The 14,578-nt window shown below is 71.4% G+C and carries 11 protein-coding genes; 6 read left to right on the forward strand and 5 right to left on the reverse strand.

What is annotated here, in order from left to right; translation table 11 throughout:
• The first annotated feature begins 75 nt into the window (after positions 1–75).
• Genes IEY87_RS46905 through IEY87_RS42370 form a run of 3 tightly spaced genes read left to right on the forward strand, consistent with a single transcriptional unit; the run spans position 76 to position 4,303 of the window.
• On the forward strand, positions 76–2,772 hold the full coding sequence (locus tag IEY87_RS46905) for a BTAD domain-containing putative transcriptional regulator (RefSeq protein ID WP_268241373.1): 2,697 nt from the start codon (positions 76–78) through the stop codon (positions 2,770–2,772).
• Positions 2,769–3,368, forward strand: a complete 600-nt coding sequence (locus IEY87_RS42365; RefSeq protein WP_189144542.1) for a hypothetical protein — start codon at positions 2,769–2,771, stop codon at positions 3,366–3,368. The genes IEY87_RS46905 and IEY87_RS42365 overlap by 4 nt, the downstream gene beginning before the upstream one ends.
• Positions 3,368–4,303: a hypothetical protein gene (locus IEY87_RS42370; RefSeq protein WP_189144543.1), complete on the forward strand. Its 936-nt coding sequence runs from the start codon at positions 3,368–3,370 to the stop codon at positions 4,301–4,303. The genes IEY87_RS42365 and IEY87_RS42370 overlap by 1 nt, the downstream gene beginning before the upstream one ends.
• A 48-nt stretch (positions 4,304–4,351) precedes the next feature.
• Here IEY87_RS42370 and IEY87_RS42375 read toward each other — a convergent pair whose 3' ends face one another.
• From IEY87_RS42375 to IEY87_RS42395, 5 genes are all read right to left on the reverse strand, one after another.
• The gene (locus IEY87_RS42375; RefSeq protein WP_189144544.1) at positions 4,352–4,852 is read right to left on the reverse strand and encodes a methylated-DNA--[protein]-cysteine S-methyltransferase; all 501 of its coding nucleotides are present in this window, start codon (positions 4,850–4,852) and stop codon (positions 4,352–4,354) included.
• Positions 4,849–6,312 carry an AlkA N-terminal domain-containing protein gene (locus IEY87_RS42380; RefSeq protein ID WP_189144545.1) on the reverse strand — a complete coding sequence of 488 codons (1,464 nt, stop codon included), beginning with the start codon at positions 6,310–6,312 and terminating at the stop codon, positions 4,849–4,851. The genes IEY87_RS42375 and IEY87_RS42380 overlap by 4 nt, the downstream gene beginning before the upstream one ends.
• Positions 6,313–6,591: 279 nt before the next feature.
• Positions 6,592–7,533, reverse strand: coding sequence for an NYN domain-containing protein (locus IEY87_RS42385; RefSeq protein ID WP_189144546.1), 942 nt, complete (start codon positions 7,531–7,533; stop codon positions 6,592–6,594).
• Positions 7,534–7,640: 107 nt separating this feature from the next.
• Positions 7,641–7,841 (reverse strand): acyl-CoA carboxylase subunit epsilon, encoded by a 201-nt coding sequence (locus IEY87_RS42390; protein WP_189144547.1) that lies wholly within the window; start codon positions 7,839–7,841, stop codon positions 7,641–7,643.
• The gene (locus IEY87_RS42395; protein WP_189144548.1) at positions 7,838–9,424 is read right to left on the reverse strand and encodes an acyl-CoA carboxylase subunit beta; all 1,587 of its coding nucleotides are present in this window, start codon (positions 9,422–9,424) and stop codon (positions 7,838–7,840) included. The genes IEY87_RS42390 and IEY87_RS42395 overlap by 4 nt, the downstream gene beginning before the upstream one ends.
• 36 nt (positions 9,425–9,460) lie before the next feature.
• On the opposite strand from IEY87_RS42395, the gene IEY87_RS42400 reads away from it, so the two are divergent.
• The 3 genes from IEY87_RS42400 to IEY87_RS42410 all read left to right on the forward strand — a co-directional run bounded on the left by IEY87_RS42400 (position 9,461) and on the right by IEY87_RS42410 (position 14,495).
• The gene (locus IEY87_RS42400; RefSeq protein WP_189144549.1) at positions 9,461–10,231 is read left to right on the forward strand and encodes an ABC transporter ATP-binding protein; all 771 of its coding nucleotides are present in this window, start codon (positions 9,461–9,463) and stop codon (positions 10,229–10,231) included.
• Entirely contained in the window at positions 10,228–11,805 is a 1,578-nt protein-coding gene (locus tag IEY87_RS42405; RefSeq protein WP_225278191.1) for a hypothetical protein, read from the forward strand. Before IEY87_RS42400 ends, IEY87_RS42405 begins: the two co-directional genes overlap by 4 nt.
• A gap of 68 nt (positions 11,806–11,873) precedes the next feature.
• The gene (locus IEY87_RS42410) at positions 11,874–14,495 is read left to right on the forward strand and encodes a phosphoenolpyruvate carboxylase (protein ID WP_225278192.1); all 2,622 of its coding nucleotides are present in this window, start codon (positions 11,874–11,876) and stop codon (positions 14,493–14,495) included.
• Positions 14,496–14,578: the final 83 nt, after the last annotated feature.

Consider the following 14,578-nt stretch of genomic DNA (forward strand, 5'->3'; position numbering starts at 1 on the left):
GCGCCGAATCAGCACGCTGGACGCAAGAGGGGAGAGGCCATGCCGACGCGAGAGCCCGCGCGCGCACGAGGTCCGGTGCATTCTGCCGGTCAGGGGCGCCCGCGCACGCTCAGGCAGGCGCCGCCGCGCGTCCAGCCCCGGCGCGGCCCCGGCGATGTGCTGGCCGGACTCGGCGCGCTGGTCCTGCTGGTGGCGCTGGTCGGCGGTGTCCCCTACGCGCTGCTGAGGTTCGCCGGGCCGCCGATCAGCCCCGAGCTGCTCGACCTCGATCTGCTGACCAGCAGCGTCGGGCCGAGCACGATCATGGCCGTGCTGGTGGTGTTCGTCTGGCTGGCCTGGCTGCAACTGGCCGTGTGCGTGGTGGTCGAGGTGTACGCGGGGGTGCGCCAGGTCGGGATGCCGGCCAGGGTGCCGCTGTCCGGCGGCACGCAGGCGCTGGCCAACAAGCTCGTCAGCGCGGTGCTGCTGCTGTTCACGGCGGGGGCCGTGGTCGTGCCGATCGCGGCGATGGCCGCCCCGCCCGCCCCGCCGCCGATGACCGCCGTCGCCTTCACCGCACCGGTCGTGGAGCAGCCGGAGGAGGCGCGGCAGTCCAAGAAGGTGTACGTGGTGCAGCCGCCGCACGGCCGGCACCACGAGAGCCTGTGGGAGATCGCCGAGAAGTGCCTCGGCGACGGACGTCGTTACCCGGAGATCTTCAAGCTCAACCAGCACAAGGAGCAGCCCGACGGCGCCCGCCTGCGGATGGCCGACCTGATCAGGCCCGGCTGGGTGCTCGACATGCCGGACGACGCGCGCAACACGCACGTCGTCCCCGCCACCCAGGCCAGGACGCAGACGCTGGAGGAGCATCCGGCCAAGCCGGGCGGCGGCGAGCGGGCGATCGTCAGGGACCACGTCGACCGGTCGGCCACCCAGAAACAGGGCGTCGCCAAGCCCGAGGTCAGAGACTCCCGGCCGCAGGACAGCGTCCAGATGCAGCCGGCCGCCGACGGCCTGGAGCTTGTCGACTTCCTGGCCGGCGCGTCGCTGGCCGCCGCCGGACTGCTGGCGGTGCTCGGCAGGAGGCGCCGCGAGCAGCTCTGGCACCGCTTGTTCGGCCACCGCGTCATACGGCCACGCGGCGACGCGGCGGAGGTGGAGGTGGCGCTGCGGCTCGGCGCCGACGCCCCCGGCGCCCGCATCCTCGACCTCGGCCTCCGGCTGCTCGGCGCGGAGCTGGCCGCCGCGAACCGCACCCCGCCGACCGTCTACGGCGCGCACCTGTCCGCGCGCACACTCGACCTGTGGATCCACCCGCCGGACGGCGACCCGCCCGTTCCCTGGACGGTCAAGGACGGCGGGCAGGTGTGGCGGCTGGCGGCGCACGAGGGCCGCCTGCTGGAGGATCAGCCGGGCGGGGCCCCGTACCCCGGGCTGGTATCGATCGGCACGGACCAGAGCGGCCGGGTGCTCGTGGACCTGGAGGCCGCGCAGGGGTTGATCAACATCCGTGGCCCGCAGACGACGGCGGCGCTGGCCGCGCTCGCCGTGGAGCTGGCCACGAACCGGTGGTCCGACGGCATGCGGATCACGCTCGTCGGCTTCGGCGAGGAGCTGACGGCGATCGCCCCGGACCGGATCAGGGCCGTCGGCAGCCTGGCGGCGGCGCTGCCGGAGCTGGAGGCGACGGCCGCGCCACGCCAGGAGGTGCTCACCGGCAGGATCACCGGCCGGCCCCGGGACGCCCACTACCTGTTGTCGGCGGTGGCGCCCACCCATGAGGAGGCGCGCCGGCTGGCCCTGCTCGCCCGCAACGACACGGCGGGATACGTGGTGACCGGCGACGTGCCGCACGCCACCTGGACGTGGGAGATCACCGAGGACGGCCTGGCCAGGATCCCGGAGCTGGGGTTCGAGGTGACGGCACAGCTCCTGCCCCGCCGCCACTACCGGGCGCTGATCGAGCTGTTCCGTACGGCGGACCGGATGGACGGCGAGGTGATCCCCGAGGCGCAGCCGCTGGTGGACCTGCACCCGCCCGCGGTGGAGATCAGGCTGCTCGGCCCGCTGGAGGTCGTCGGGCCGGAGCCGATGGAGCAGGGGCGGATGGCGCTGGCCACCGAGCTGCTGGTCTACCTCGCCACGCATCCCGGCGGGGTGCATCCGGTGGTGCTCGGCGGCGTGCTGTGGCCGCGCGGCGTGCAGGCCATGGTAAGGGACGCCACGATCGCCCGGGTCGCCGACTGGCTGGGCCCCCGCCACCTGCGCACCGACCAGGCCGGCAGGCTCACCCTGGGGCCGGACGTGCGCACGGACTGGGTGCTCTTCCGCGAGCTGGTACGCCGCTCGCACGATGATCCGACGGCCCGCGCCCTGCTGCTGGAAAGGGCGCTCGGCCTGGTCAGCGGCCCGTTGCTGAGCGGGCGGCCGGAGGGCCGGTACGCGTGGCTGGCGGGCGACGAGCTGGAGTACGACGTGTCGGCCGAGGTCGCCGACGCCGCGCACCGGCTCTGCGAGCTCCGCCTCGCCGAGGGCGACCCCGACGCCGCCATCGCCGCCGTACGGGCCGGGTTGCTGCTGGCCACCGACGACGAGAGCCTCTGGCGCGACCTGCTACGGGCCACGCACGCCACCGGTGACCTGGGCCGGCTGCGTGCCGTCGTGGAGGGGTTGACCAGGCGATCCGCCTCCCATCCGCACAGCGGCGGGATGGCCCCCGAAACCGAGGCGCTGATCGACGAGCTGCTGCCGTCGTGGCGCCTTCACGTCGTCAGGGAGTCCACGGCATGAGACGGATGACAGTCGGCTTGGCGCTCCTGCTGGTGGCGGGGTGCGGGCAGGTGGAGCAGCCCTACCGGCCGAAGAGCGTGCCGGACGTGGCCGCGAGCGAGGCTCCGAGCAAGGCGAAGGCCACCTCCACCGCCGGCGCGCGGCCGGACACGATCGACGTCGGCGGGGAGTTGGAGGTGCGGGTGCGGTGGCCCGAGCGGGACGACGCGCTGGTGCGGCTCTTCCCCGGCTACTACGCGGAGGCGTGGGAGGCGGTCATGTCCGGTGACGACCGCTATCTGCGCCGCGTCGAGCCTGCCTACGCGGGTGAGGCGGCCGCCTGGGTGCGCAACTTCACCGACAAGAAGCAGTCGGTCAGCGGTGTCGTACGACTCTTCCGCCTGCGGGTGAAGGCGGTCGTGGGCCGGGGCGCCGAGCTCAACGTGTGCGTGGACGAGACGAAGATGAAGCTGGTCTCCACGAGCACCGGCGAGCCCATCAGCCCGCAGCCCGACTCCAGCCGCGCCCCCTACCTCCAGATCGTGCTCGCCCACCGCGACGACGACGGGGTGTGGCGCATCAGGCAGTTCAGCCACAGCAAGGAAGGGTGCACTTGATGAAAGGCCTGCTTCCCGTGCTCGTCGCCGCGTCGGTGCTGTTCGCGGGCGGCACCGCGCCGCCCACCGCGCCCCCGAGAGGCGTGGAGTCCGAGGGTTTCCAGAACGGGAACACCCGGGAACTCGTCCTGCGGCACTCCAAGATCCGCATCACCGGCGACGGCGCCAAGGGCGGCAAGAGCGACGGTTACCAGCTCAAGAGCCCCTGCTGGTACGAGCCCGGACTGGACGCGGAGAAGATGCTGGCGTTCATGTCGGACGCGCGGGCCAACGCCTCCAGGATCCAGCGTGACGAGGAGGGCTTCAACGCCTTCATCAAGCAGTTCAAGGACAAGGTGGGGCAGCCGGGGCTGTGGTGGACGCCCGCCTACAACGCGGGCGATCCCAAGGGCGCGGCCTGCTGGGCGGGGCTCGAACTGTTCGTGTTCGTGGAGCCCAACACCACCCCGCCCAGCGGGATCACCTTCCAGGAACTCGCCGAGGTGGCCAGGGCCGCGCTGACCGTGCCCCAGGGCACGATCAAGCTCAACCCGGACGCCAGTAGCTACGTCAACCTGCCCACGTTCGTCTGGCTTGAGGACATCGGCCAGCCGCGGCGCACGGTCACCGCGACGCTGCCGGGCGTGATGAGCGCCACCGTGGTGGCCACCCTCTCCGACATCAAGATCAAGGCGGGCACGGACCGGGCCGAGGTGGTGGAGAAGGGGTGCGGCGCGTCGGGCAAGCCGTACGCGAAGAACGCCGAGTTCACCTGCGGGGTGCGTTACGAGCGTGCCTCCATCGACCAGCCGCGCCAGGTCTACGAGCTGACCGTGACGAGTGTTTGGCCGGTGGCGGTGACCGGAGGGGCGCAGAATGTCCAGTTCGATCCCGTACAGGCGCAGGTGACGCGTGATGTGCCGGTCGGTGAGGTGCAGAGCAACGTCAAGCCGTGAGACGTGACGAAGGGCTGGCCCGCCGGACCAGCCCTTCGTCGTGAAATATCAGTGCTTGCTTGATTCGTGGGCGAGCAGCCATTCCTTGACCGGGACGCCGTAGTAGTAGCCGCCGAAGCCGCCCGTGGTGGGCAGCACCCGGTGGCAGGGCACGAACGGCGCGATGAGGTTCTGGGCGCAGGCCGAGCCCGCCGCGCGGGCCGCCGTCCTGGGCAGGCCCGCCCGTACGGCCAGCTCGGCGTACGACACCGTGGTGCCCGGCCGGACCTCGCGGAGCACCTGGTGGAGGCGCTTGCGCGTGGGTGTGCCCGGCTGCTCGACCGCGATGGCGTCCAGCGCTTCGAGGTCGCCGTCGAAGTAGGCGCGCACCGCCTGGGCGACCGGGCCGAGGTCGTCGACCACGTCCAGGCCCTCGGCCTGCAGCGCGGGCGAGAGCCGTACGTACATCTCCTTGGGGTCGGCGGTGAAGCCGGCGGCGACGAGCACCTCGTCGCGGGTCAGCACGGACAGCTCGCCGATCGGGGTGGGCAGGATCTGAGCGTTGATCATGAGTGGCTCCAGAGGTGAAGGGCGGCGTAGGCGCGCCAGGGGCGCCACCGCTCGAGGTGTTCCTTGGGGATGTCCAGGGCGGCCATGCGCCGGTCGAGCACCAGGTCGCCGGTGGGCCAGGCGTCGGGGTCGCGCAGCGCGCGCAGTGCGATGTAGCTGGCGGTCCACGGCCCGATGCCGGGGATCGCGAGCAGCTCCCGCACCGCCTCCGCGGGGTCCTGGGCGCCGTCGAGGTCGATCAGGCCGCCGTCGACCCGGCTCGCCAGCTCCTTGAGCGTGGCGATCCGCCGGGTGGTCAGTCCGAGCCCGTCGAGCTCGGCCGCGAGCAGCTCGGCGGCGGTGGGGAAGAGGTGGCCGTCCGCCGTGCGGGCACCGGCCGTGGCGACGATCCGGCCGAGCAGGGTGCGCGCGCCCGCGACGGAGATCTGCTGCCCCACCACCGCGCGCACCGCGAGCTCGAACCCGTCGAACGTCCCCGGCACCCGCAGGCCGGGCCTTGCCGCCACCAGCGGGGCGAGCGACGTCCGGCCCAGCGCGTCGGCGATGGCGGCCGGGTCGGCGTCCAGGTCCAGGAGCCGGCGGCAGCGCGCCACGATGCGGGCGAGCTGCCGGGTGTCGGCCACGCTCACGTCGAGCGCCAGGTGGCCGCGCTGCGGGGTGAGGGTGATCGTGCCGCCGGGGACGACCCGGCTGTAGGAGGTCGCGTCCGCCACCTCCAGCCCGGGGATGGCGCGGGAGGCGAGAAACGTGAAAACGCCTTCAACGTCGTACGGCTCCCGCCCGTGCAGCCGAAGCCGAAGCACAGCGGGCCCCGCTTGTGCGCCTTCAGCACCCGCCACGGTGGTGGGTGTGGTCGCTGCGTCTTCGCGTCGGGCCGCGCTGGTCAGGCCGCCGGCCGTGGCTCGCAGTTCGCTCGGTGTGAAGCCGTACGTCTCCCGCATGGTCGCGTTGAACTGCCGGACGCTGCCGAACCCGGCGGCGAACGCCACGTCCGTCACCGGCAGCGCCGTCTCGGTCAGCAACTGCTTGGCCAGCAGCAGCCGCCTTGTCCTGGCGACGGCGAGCGGCCCGACGCCGAGTTCGGTGACGAACAGCCGGTGCAGGTGGCGCTCGGTGATGTGCAGCCTCCTGGCCAGGCCGGCCACGCCGTCCTCGTCGGCGCCGCCGTCGTCGATCAGCCGCAGCGCCCGGCCGATGAGGTCGCCGCGCAGGTCCCACCCGGGGTCACCAGGGGACAGCTCGGGGCGGCAGCGCTTGCACGGCCGGAACCCGGCGGCCTCCGCCGAGGCGGCGTGCCGGTAGAAGCGCACGTTGCGTGCGCCGGGCGTGCGCGCCGGGCAGATGGGCCGGCAGTAGATACGGGTCGTCGTCACCGCCGTGTAGAACCGCCCGTCGAACCGGGCGTCCCTGGCCGAGACGGCCCGGTAGCAGGCGTCGAAGTCGAGCTCTGTGGGTGACATGCCTCCGAGAATAGGCGCTGGTCAGCATCTCGACCGGCGGGAATCGGACCTCACCGTGAAAGCGCAGGTCAGCAGGTCGGAGCAGGTGACCGGCGGGAATCGGACCCGGCGATCAGGCATGATCGGCAACCGTTGCTCATGCACCTCGCTCGGCGCTGCCGTCGCACATGGGCGTGCTGCGGCCGGGTCACTTGGACGAGACGCCGACTCCCAGGTCGAACGATCCGGTCGGGTCACTTGGACGAGACGCCGACTCCCAGCTCGAACAGTCCGGTCGGGTCACTTGGACGAGACGCCGACTCCCAGGTCGAACTCCCGGTAGACGCGGGCCCAGAACCCATCGCGCAGCCACACCCGAGCCTCCGGGTAGGGGCGCAGCGAGTGGCCCAGCTCCTTCTCCGCCTCGATCAGCAGCTCGGTGTCGATCACCGTCGGCAGGATCGGCCCCGGCAGCAGGTCGCGGATGTTGTCGCGGCCGCGCGTCAGGATCCACTTCTGTGCCACGTGCTCGCCCACGTCCTCCACGCGCGGCCTGCTCGGGCCGAGCTTGGCCACCTGGCCGGGCTTGACGTGCGGCTTGACCGGGGCGCGTCCGGCGAACACCTGGGCGGGCGACGGCGCGGCGGCCGGCGGGGTGACGGCGACAGGCTGGGGAGCACGGCTGAAAAAGGGCCTCAGGAACTCAGCAGTGATCACTTCCACGGTGTCGGACTCCCAGACCAGGCGTTCGGCCTGGTTGGTGCCGTAAGGCGGCTCAACCCCCCACAGGTGGATGCGCACCCCGAACGCCTGGGCCGCCTCCACCGCCGGGACCATGTCCTCATCGCCGGCCAGCAGGATGGTGTCGGTTACGGCGTGGTGCCGGGCCAGGGCTTCCAGGTCGCTTCTGATCTGCGCGTCCACGCCTTTCTGCTGGCCGCGCGCGTTGAGGTTGCCAAGCCTGACCTTGACCCACGGAAGCTGGGCGATGACGCGCTGATCGACGGTGGGCACGCGGTCACGGGCGGCGTCATACCAATAGATCCGCAGCAGCTCTCCAGAAATACGTTCCTCTGCATGTTTCTGTAGGCTCTGGATGAGCTCATCGGCGGCAACTCGATATTCCTTGCGTTCCTTGGCACCAAGCAGCACTTCACCTGCGGCAGCGTAGAGATAACCGACATCCACCAGGATGGCGTACTTTGCTGCCACAGGATGCGGCATGAGGTCTGGGATAGCCATGATGTCCTCCAGGCCGCGGCGTTAGTTGATCGGCCGACTATATACGCCTACTTTCTCTAGATAGTCCCAACTCCCGGGGAACTTGACACCCGATTCCCGGGATCTATCTACGGTAGAGCGCTCATCCGCCAAGCCGACTTCCCTGGTGCGAGAGGGTTACGCATCGTTCTCGCCGGGTTTCGCCATGTTCGGCTCCGGCGAGGCGGCGGAGGTGGCGGCTGAGCTCGCCGGACGGCGAGGACCGCGACGAGCGCGGCGATCTCCTCGGGGGTCGCGTCGCCGCGGACGATACGCAGGTGATGGCTCACAGCGGGATGTTCCCATGCTTCTTCGCGGGCAGGGAGGCGCGCTTGTTGCGCAGCGCCCGCAGCGCCCTGACGACCTGGGTCCGGGTCTCCGCCGGGCGGATCACCGCGTCCACGTAACCGCGCTCGGCCGCGATGTAAGGATTGGCCAGCGTGTCCTCGTACTCGGTCACCAGCCGGGCGCGCTCGGCGTCCGGGGTGTCGGAGGCGGCCAGTTCACGCCGGTAGAGGATGTTGACGGCGCCCTGCGCGCCCATGACCGCGATCTGCGCGGTGGGCCAGGCCAGGTTGACGTCCGCGCCCAGGTGCTTGGACCCCATGACGTCGTACGCGCCGCCGTACGCCTTGCGGGTGATCACCGTGACCAGCGGCACGGTGGCCTCGGCGTAGGCGTACAGGAGCTTGGCGCCCCGGCGGATGATTCCGTTCCATTCTTGATCCGTCCCAGGGAGGAATCCCGGCACATCAACAAAAGTGAGGATCGGGATATTAAAAGCATCACATGTTCGAATAAATCGAGCGGCCTTCTCGGATGCGTCGATATCCAGGCACCCGGCGAAATGCATGGGCTGGTTGGCCACCACCCCCACCGGCCGCCCGTCCACCCGGCCGTACCCCACCACGATGTTCGGCGCGAACAGTGCGTGGACCTCCAGGAACTCCCCGTCGTCCACCACGAGCTCGATGACCCGGCGCATGTCGTACGGCTGGTTGGCGGAGTCCGGGATCAGCTCGTCCAGCTCGGGGGCGGGCTCCAGGTCCTCGGCCGCCTCGAACTCCGGCGCCTCGTCGAGGTTGTTCGACGGTAGATAGGACAGCAGCGCCTTGACGTACTCCAGCGCGTCGCTCTCGTCGGCGGCCTCGTAGTGGGCCACCCCCGACTTGGTGTTGTGCGTACGGGCGCCGCCGAGCTCCTCGAACGTCACCTCCTCGCCGGTGACCGTCTTGATCACGTCGGGGCCGGTGATGAACATCTGCGACGTCTGGTCCACCATGACGACGAAGTCCGTCAGCGCGGGGGAGTAGACGTGCCCGCCGGCCGCCGCGCCCATGATGAGCGAGATCTGCGGGATGACGCCGGAGGCGTGCACGTTGCGCTTGAAGATCTCGGCGTACAGGCCCAGGGCGACGACCCCCTCCTGGATGCGCGCACCGCCGCCCTCGTTGATCCCGATGATCGGGCACCCGGTCTTGAGCGCCAGGTCCAGCACCTTGACGATCTTCTCGCCGTACACCTCGCCGAGCGAGCCGCCGAACACGGTGACGTCCTGCGAGAACACGCACACCTGCCGCCCGTCGACGGTGCCGTGGCCGGTGATCACTCCGTCGCCGTACGGCCGGCGCTTGTCCATGCCGAACATCGTCGAGCGGTGCCTGGCGAACTCGTCGAACTCCACGAACGAGCCCTCGTCCAACAGGGCCAGCACCCGCTCGCGCGCCGTCATCTTGCCCTTGGCGTGCTGCTTGGCCACCGCCGCCGCCGACCCGGCGTGCGCCGCCTCGTCGAGCCGGCGCGCCAGATCAGCGATCTTTCCTGCCGTCGTGTGAATGTCCGGTGCGTCTGGTATGGGGTCGAGAGCACTCATGCGCGCAAGAGTAAACCCTGCTCGTAGAGTGGTTCCATGACGGATGCGGTTCGCACGACGGCCCTGACCAAGCGATTCGGCGCACAGGTCGCGGTCGCGGGCGTCGATCTCATCGTCCCGGCGGGCAGTTTCGCCGGCCTGGTCGGGCCCAACGGCGCAGGGAAGACGACCACCCTCAGCATGATCACCGGTCTGCTCCGCCCCGACGGCGGCCAGGCCGAGATCGACGGCTTACCCGTCTGGCGCGACACCCTGGAGGTCAAGGCGCGCATCGGCGTGCTGCCCGAAGGGCTGCGGCTGTTCGAGCGGCTGTCCGGCCGCGAGCTGCTGATCTACAACGGCAGACTGCGCGCCATCCCCAAGGACGAGGTCGAGCGGCGCGCCACCGAGCTGCTCCAGGTGATGGACCTGGCCGAGGCCGCAGACAAGCTCGTCGTCGACTACTCCACCGGCATGCGCAAGAAGATCGGCCTGGCCGCCGCGCTGCTGCACAACCCGTCGGTGCTCTTCCTGGACGAGCCGTTCGAAGGGGTCGACCCGGTCAGCGCCCAGACGCTCACCGAGGTGCTGCGACGCTACACCGCCTCCGGCTCCACCGTGATCTTCTCCAGCCACGTCATGGACCTCGTCGAGCGCCTGTGCGACTGGGTGTCGGTGATGAGCCGCGGACAGATCGTGGCCCAGGGGCCGCTGGCCGAGGTGCGCGCCGGGCGCAGCCTCAACCAGGCCTTCCTGGATCTCGTCGGCCGCTCGCCCGAGCAGGGGGACACCGGGCTGACCTGGCTGGGCTCCGGGGAGCAGCGGTGAGCTCGGTGGCCGGCACGGTCGCGCTCTTCGGCGGGCTCAAGCTGCGCCTGCTGGCCGGGAACCTCCGCGGTGACCTGGCGCGCAAGCTCGGCTTCGCCTTCACCCTGGTCATGGCCGTGGGGCTGGCGCTGCTCGGCTTCTTCCTGATGAGCCTGGTCCGGCTGGCGCCCGCCGACGTCGCGGCCGACATCGTCGTCGTGGTGTTCACCGTCTTCCTGGTGAGCTGGATGATCGTGCCGTTGCTCGCGTTCGGCCTGGACGACACGCTCGACCCATCGCGGCTGTCGCTGTTCCCGCTGTCGATGGGCACGCTCGCGGTCGGCATGTTCACCGCGTCCGCCACCGGCGTGTGGCCGCTCGTCACCCTGATCGTCACCGCGGGCGCGCTGGCCGGGCTCGCCGCCGGCGTGGGCGGCGTCCTGCTCGGCATCCTCGCGGTGCTGCTGCAGTTCGCGCTCTGCCTGGTCGCCTCCAGGCTCGTCACCACCTCGCTGTCCAGTGCGCTGCGCACCAGGCGCGGGCGCGACGTGCTGGCCGTGGCGGCGCTCGGCGCCGTGCTCGTCTTCCAGCTCCCCAACCTGCTGGTCAACAGCGACGTGGGCGACCCCCTGGCCCTGCTGCACGGCGCCGCGAGCGTGCTGCGCTGGACCCCGTCCGGGCTGGCCGCGCACGCCATCGCCGACGGCGGTCTCGTCGGCCTGGCCGAGCTCGTCGTCCTGGCGCTCGTCGTGGTCGCCGTCGCCTGGCTGTGGATCAAGGCGCTGGGCCGGGCCCTGGTCACCCCCGACGTCTCCACCCAGGGTGGCACCGTGGGCAAGGGCAGCGGCCTGGTCGACCGTTTCCTGCCCGACGGGCCGCTGGCGGCCGTGGTGACCAAGGAGCTCAAGTACATCCGGCGCGAGCCCCGCTACCGGGTCGTCTGGTTCAGCTCCGTCGTGGTGACCGCCCTGCTGGCGTTCTCGATCGGCAACCAGGGCGACGGCCCGTCCGGCCCCGGCACGCCGATCGCCCTGACCGCGATGGCCGGGTTGATGATCGCCCTCCAGCTCGGCAACGCGTTCGGCATCGACGGCCGCTCGCTGTGGATGAACGCCGTGGCCATCGGCTCCGAACGCGGCCTCAGCATCGACCTGGCCGGCCGGCATCTGGCCAACGCCCTGGTCGCGGCCCCGCTGCTGCTGGCGGTCGCGGTCGCCGCCGGCCTGTTCACCGGCAGCCCCGAGGCGATCGTCTGGGCGCTGTGCGCCGGTCTGGGCACCCTGGGCGTCGGGTTCGGCATCGGCTCGGTGACCAGCGTGGTCATCCCCTACACCGTGCCCGAGCGGCTCAACGCCTTCACCGGCGCGGCCCCGGGGCAGGGCGGGCAGGCGGTCGCCTCCTCCATGGGCGCGCTGCTCGGCATCGTGCTGCTGTCCGCGCCGTTCGTGGTGGCCGCCGTCTTCGGCGCCCTGTGGGTGTGCGCGTTCGCCCCTTTCTATGGTCTGCTGGCCGAAGTGCTCGGCCGCCGGCTCGGCGCGAAGATCGGCTTCGCCCGGCTGCCCGAAGTGCTCGCGGCGGTATCAAAGCCCACGTGAGCAATGGTCTAGTCCAATAGCCGAGACCGGTATACAGCGGTTCTGGGGGATTATGTACGCTTCGAAGCATGACTGACCAGGGCTTTGAGCATCGCAGCGCTGCCGTGACCGAGATGCCGGACGAGCTGCGCCGCGACGTGCGGTTGCTCGGAAAAATGCTCGGACAGGTCATCGCCGAGCAGGGTGGCGACGACCTGCTCGCCGACGTCGAACGCCTCCGCAAGGCGGTCATCGCCGCCCGTAGAGGAGAGACGTCGAGCGACGAGATCGCCGCCATGGCGGCCGACTGGGAGATCGACCGCGCCGTCGAGATCGCCCGCGCCTTCACCTGCTACTTCCACCTGGCCAACCTGGCCGAGGAGCACTACCGCATCCGCATCCTGCGCGAACGCGACACCGGCGACCACGTGCTGCGCGAGTCGCTGGCCGAGGCCGTGCACGAGCTCGGCCAGGAGCGGGTCGCCGAGCTGGTCGAGGGGCTGGAGCTGCACCCCGTCCTGACCGCCCACCCGACCGAGGCGCGCCGGCGCGCCGTCGTCACCGCCATCCAGCGCATCAGCGGCCGGCTCACCGACTACAACGCGCCCGGCCGCGGCGCCACCGAACGCGCCGAGGACACCCGCCGCCTGCTGGAGGAGATCGACCTCCTCTGGCGTACGGCCCAGCTCCGCAACACCAAGCTGGACCCGCTCGACGAGGTGCGCACCGCCATGGCCGCCTTCGACGAGACGCTGTTCCGGGTCGTACCGCAGGTCTACCGCTCGCTGGACGCCGCGCTCAGCGACGCGACCGGCACCCGCCCGCCCCTGGCCCGGCCCTTCATCCGCTACGGAAGCTGGATCGGCGGCGACCGCGACGGCAACCCCAACGTCACCTCCAAGGTCACCCGCGAGACCATCCAGATCCAGTCCGAGCACGTGCTCAACGCGCTGGAGACCGCCTGCTCCCGGATCGCCCGCACGCTCACGGCCGCCGCCCCGTTCGCCCCCGCCTCGCCGGAGCTGCGCGCGGCGCTGGACGCGGTCGTCGACGCCCACCCCGAGATCGTCTCCGAGCTGGCCACCCGCTCCCCGCAGGAACCGCACCGGCAGTGGATGCTGTTCGTCGCCACCCGCATCGCCGCCACCCGCCGCCGTAACCTCGACCTGGGCTACCGCGCCCCCGCCGAGCTGCTCGCCGACCTGCGCCTGGCCCAGGAGTCCCTGTCCCAGCACGCCGTACGGCAGGCGTACGGAGAGTTGCAGCACCTCATCTGGCAGGTGGAGACGTTCGGCTTCCACCTGGCCGAGCTGGAGGTTCGCCAGCACTCCCAGGTGCACGCGGCCGCGCTGGAGGAGCTACGCGCCGGCGGCGAGCTGTCCGAGCGCACCGAGGAGGTGCTGGCCACGATCCGGGTCATCGCCTGGATCCAGGAGCGGTTCGGCGTCACCGCCTGCTCCCGCTACGTGGTCTCCTTCACCCGCTCGGCCGAGGACATCGCCGCCGTCTATGAGCTCGCCGGCCACGCCCTCGGCTCCCGCGGCGTCGTCCTGGACGTGGTCCCGCTGTTCGAGTCCGGCGAGGACCTGGCCAACTCCCCGCGCGTGCTCGCCGGCATGGTGGAGATCCCGCAGATCCAGCAGCGCCTCGCCGACACCGGCCGGCGCCTGGAGATCATGCTCGGCTACTCCGACTCGGCCAAGGAGCTCGGCCCGGCCGCCGCCACCCTGCGCCTGTACGAAGCGCAGGAGCAGCTCACCGCGTGGGCCGCCGAGCACGACGTCAAGCTGCGCATGTTCCACGGCAGGGGCGGCGCGCTCGGCCGAGGCGGCGGCCCCGCCAACCGCGCCGTGCTGGCCCAGGCCCCCGGCTCGGTGGCCGGCCGCTTCAAGGTCACCGAGCAGGGTGAGGTCATCTTCGCCCGTTACGGCCACACCGAGATCGCCCGCCGGCACATGGAGCAGGTCACCAACGCCGTCCTCATGGCCTCGTCCCCCACGATCGGCTCCCGCACCGCCGCGGCCGCCGACCGCTTCCGCCCGCTCGCCGAGCAGGTCGCCGCCGCCTCGGAGCAGGCGTACCGCGCCCTGACCGAGGCCCCCGGCTTCCCCGAGTGGTTCGCCCTGGTGAGCCCGCTGGAGGAGATCGGCTCCCTGCGCCTCGGCTCCCGCCCCGCCCGCCGCGGCCTCGGCGCCCCGCGCTCGCTCGACGACCTGCGGGCCATCCCCTGGGTCTTCGCCTGGGCCCAGACCCGCGTCAACCTCCCCGGCTGGTACGGCCTCGGCACCGGCCTGGCGTCGGTCGGCTCCCTGGACGAGCTGCGGGCGGCCTACGCCGAATGGCCGCTGTTCAACGCCCTGCTGGACAACGCCGAGATGTCCCTGGCCAAGACCGACCGCTCGATCGCCGAACGCTACCTGGCGCTCGGCGGCCGCAAGGACTTCGCCGACCAGGTCCTGACCGAGTACGACCGCACCCGCGCCCTGGTGCTGCAGGTGACCGGGCACCGGCGCCTCCTGGAGAACCGCAAGGTCCTCTCCCGCGCCGTCCAACTCCGCGACCCGTACGTGGACGCCCTCTCCCACCTGCAACTCCGCGCCCTGACGGCCCTCCGCACCGGCGACCCGTCGGAGCACGAGCGCGACCGCCTGTCGACGCTCCTGCTGCTGTCGGTCAACGGGGTGGCAGCGGGCCTGCAGAACACGGGCTGACCATCCGTGTTCATCACCTTGCGGGTGCGACGGAGCCGCTGCTCCGGACGGCGGACTGTCTGGCGGGTGCGGTGGTGGCGAGT

It is taken from the genome of Nonomuraea glycinis, assembly GCF_014646515.1.
Taxonomy (GTDB): domain Bacteria; phylum Actinomycetota; class Actinomycetes; order Streptosporangiales; family Streptosporangiaceae; genus Nonomuraea; species Nonomuraea glycinis.

Excerpts from the sequence above, each read along its gene's own strand:
- IEY87_RS42365 (WP_189144542.1), top strand. The coding sequence starts at position 2,769 with ATGAGACGGATGACAGTCGGCTTGGCGCTCCTGCTGGTGGCGGGGTGC.
- IEY87_RS42370 (WP_189144543.1), top strand. The coding sequence starts at position 3,368 with ATGAAAGGCCTGCTTCCCGTGCTCGTCGCCGCGTCGGTGCTGTTCGCG.
- IEY87_RS42375 (WP_189144544.1), bottom strand. The coding sequence starts at position 4,852 with ATGATCAACGCTCAGATCCTGCCCACCCCGATCGGCGAGCTGTCCGTG.
- IEY87_RS42380 (WP_189144545.1), bottom strand. The coding sequence starts at position 6,312 with ATGTCACCCACAGAGCTCGACTTCGACGCCTGCTACCGGGCCGTCTCG.
- IEY87_RS42385 (WP_189144546.1), bottom strand. The coding sequence starts at position 7,533 with ATGGCTATCCCAGACCTCATGCCGCATCCTGTGGCAGCAAAGTACGCC.
- IEY87_RS42395 (WP_189144548.1), bottom strand. The coding sequence starts at position 9,424 with ATGAGTGCTCTCGACCCCATACCAGACGCACCGGACATTCACACGACG.
- IEY87_RS42400 (WP_189144549.1), top strand. The coding sequence starts at position 9,461 with ATGACGGATGCGGTTCGCACGACGGCCCTGACCAAGCGATTCGGCGCA.
- IEY87_RS42410 (WP_225278192.1), top strand. The coding sequence starts at position 11,874 with ATGACTGACCAGGGCTTTGAGCATCGCAGCGCTGCCGTGACCGAGATG.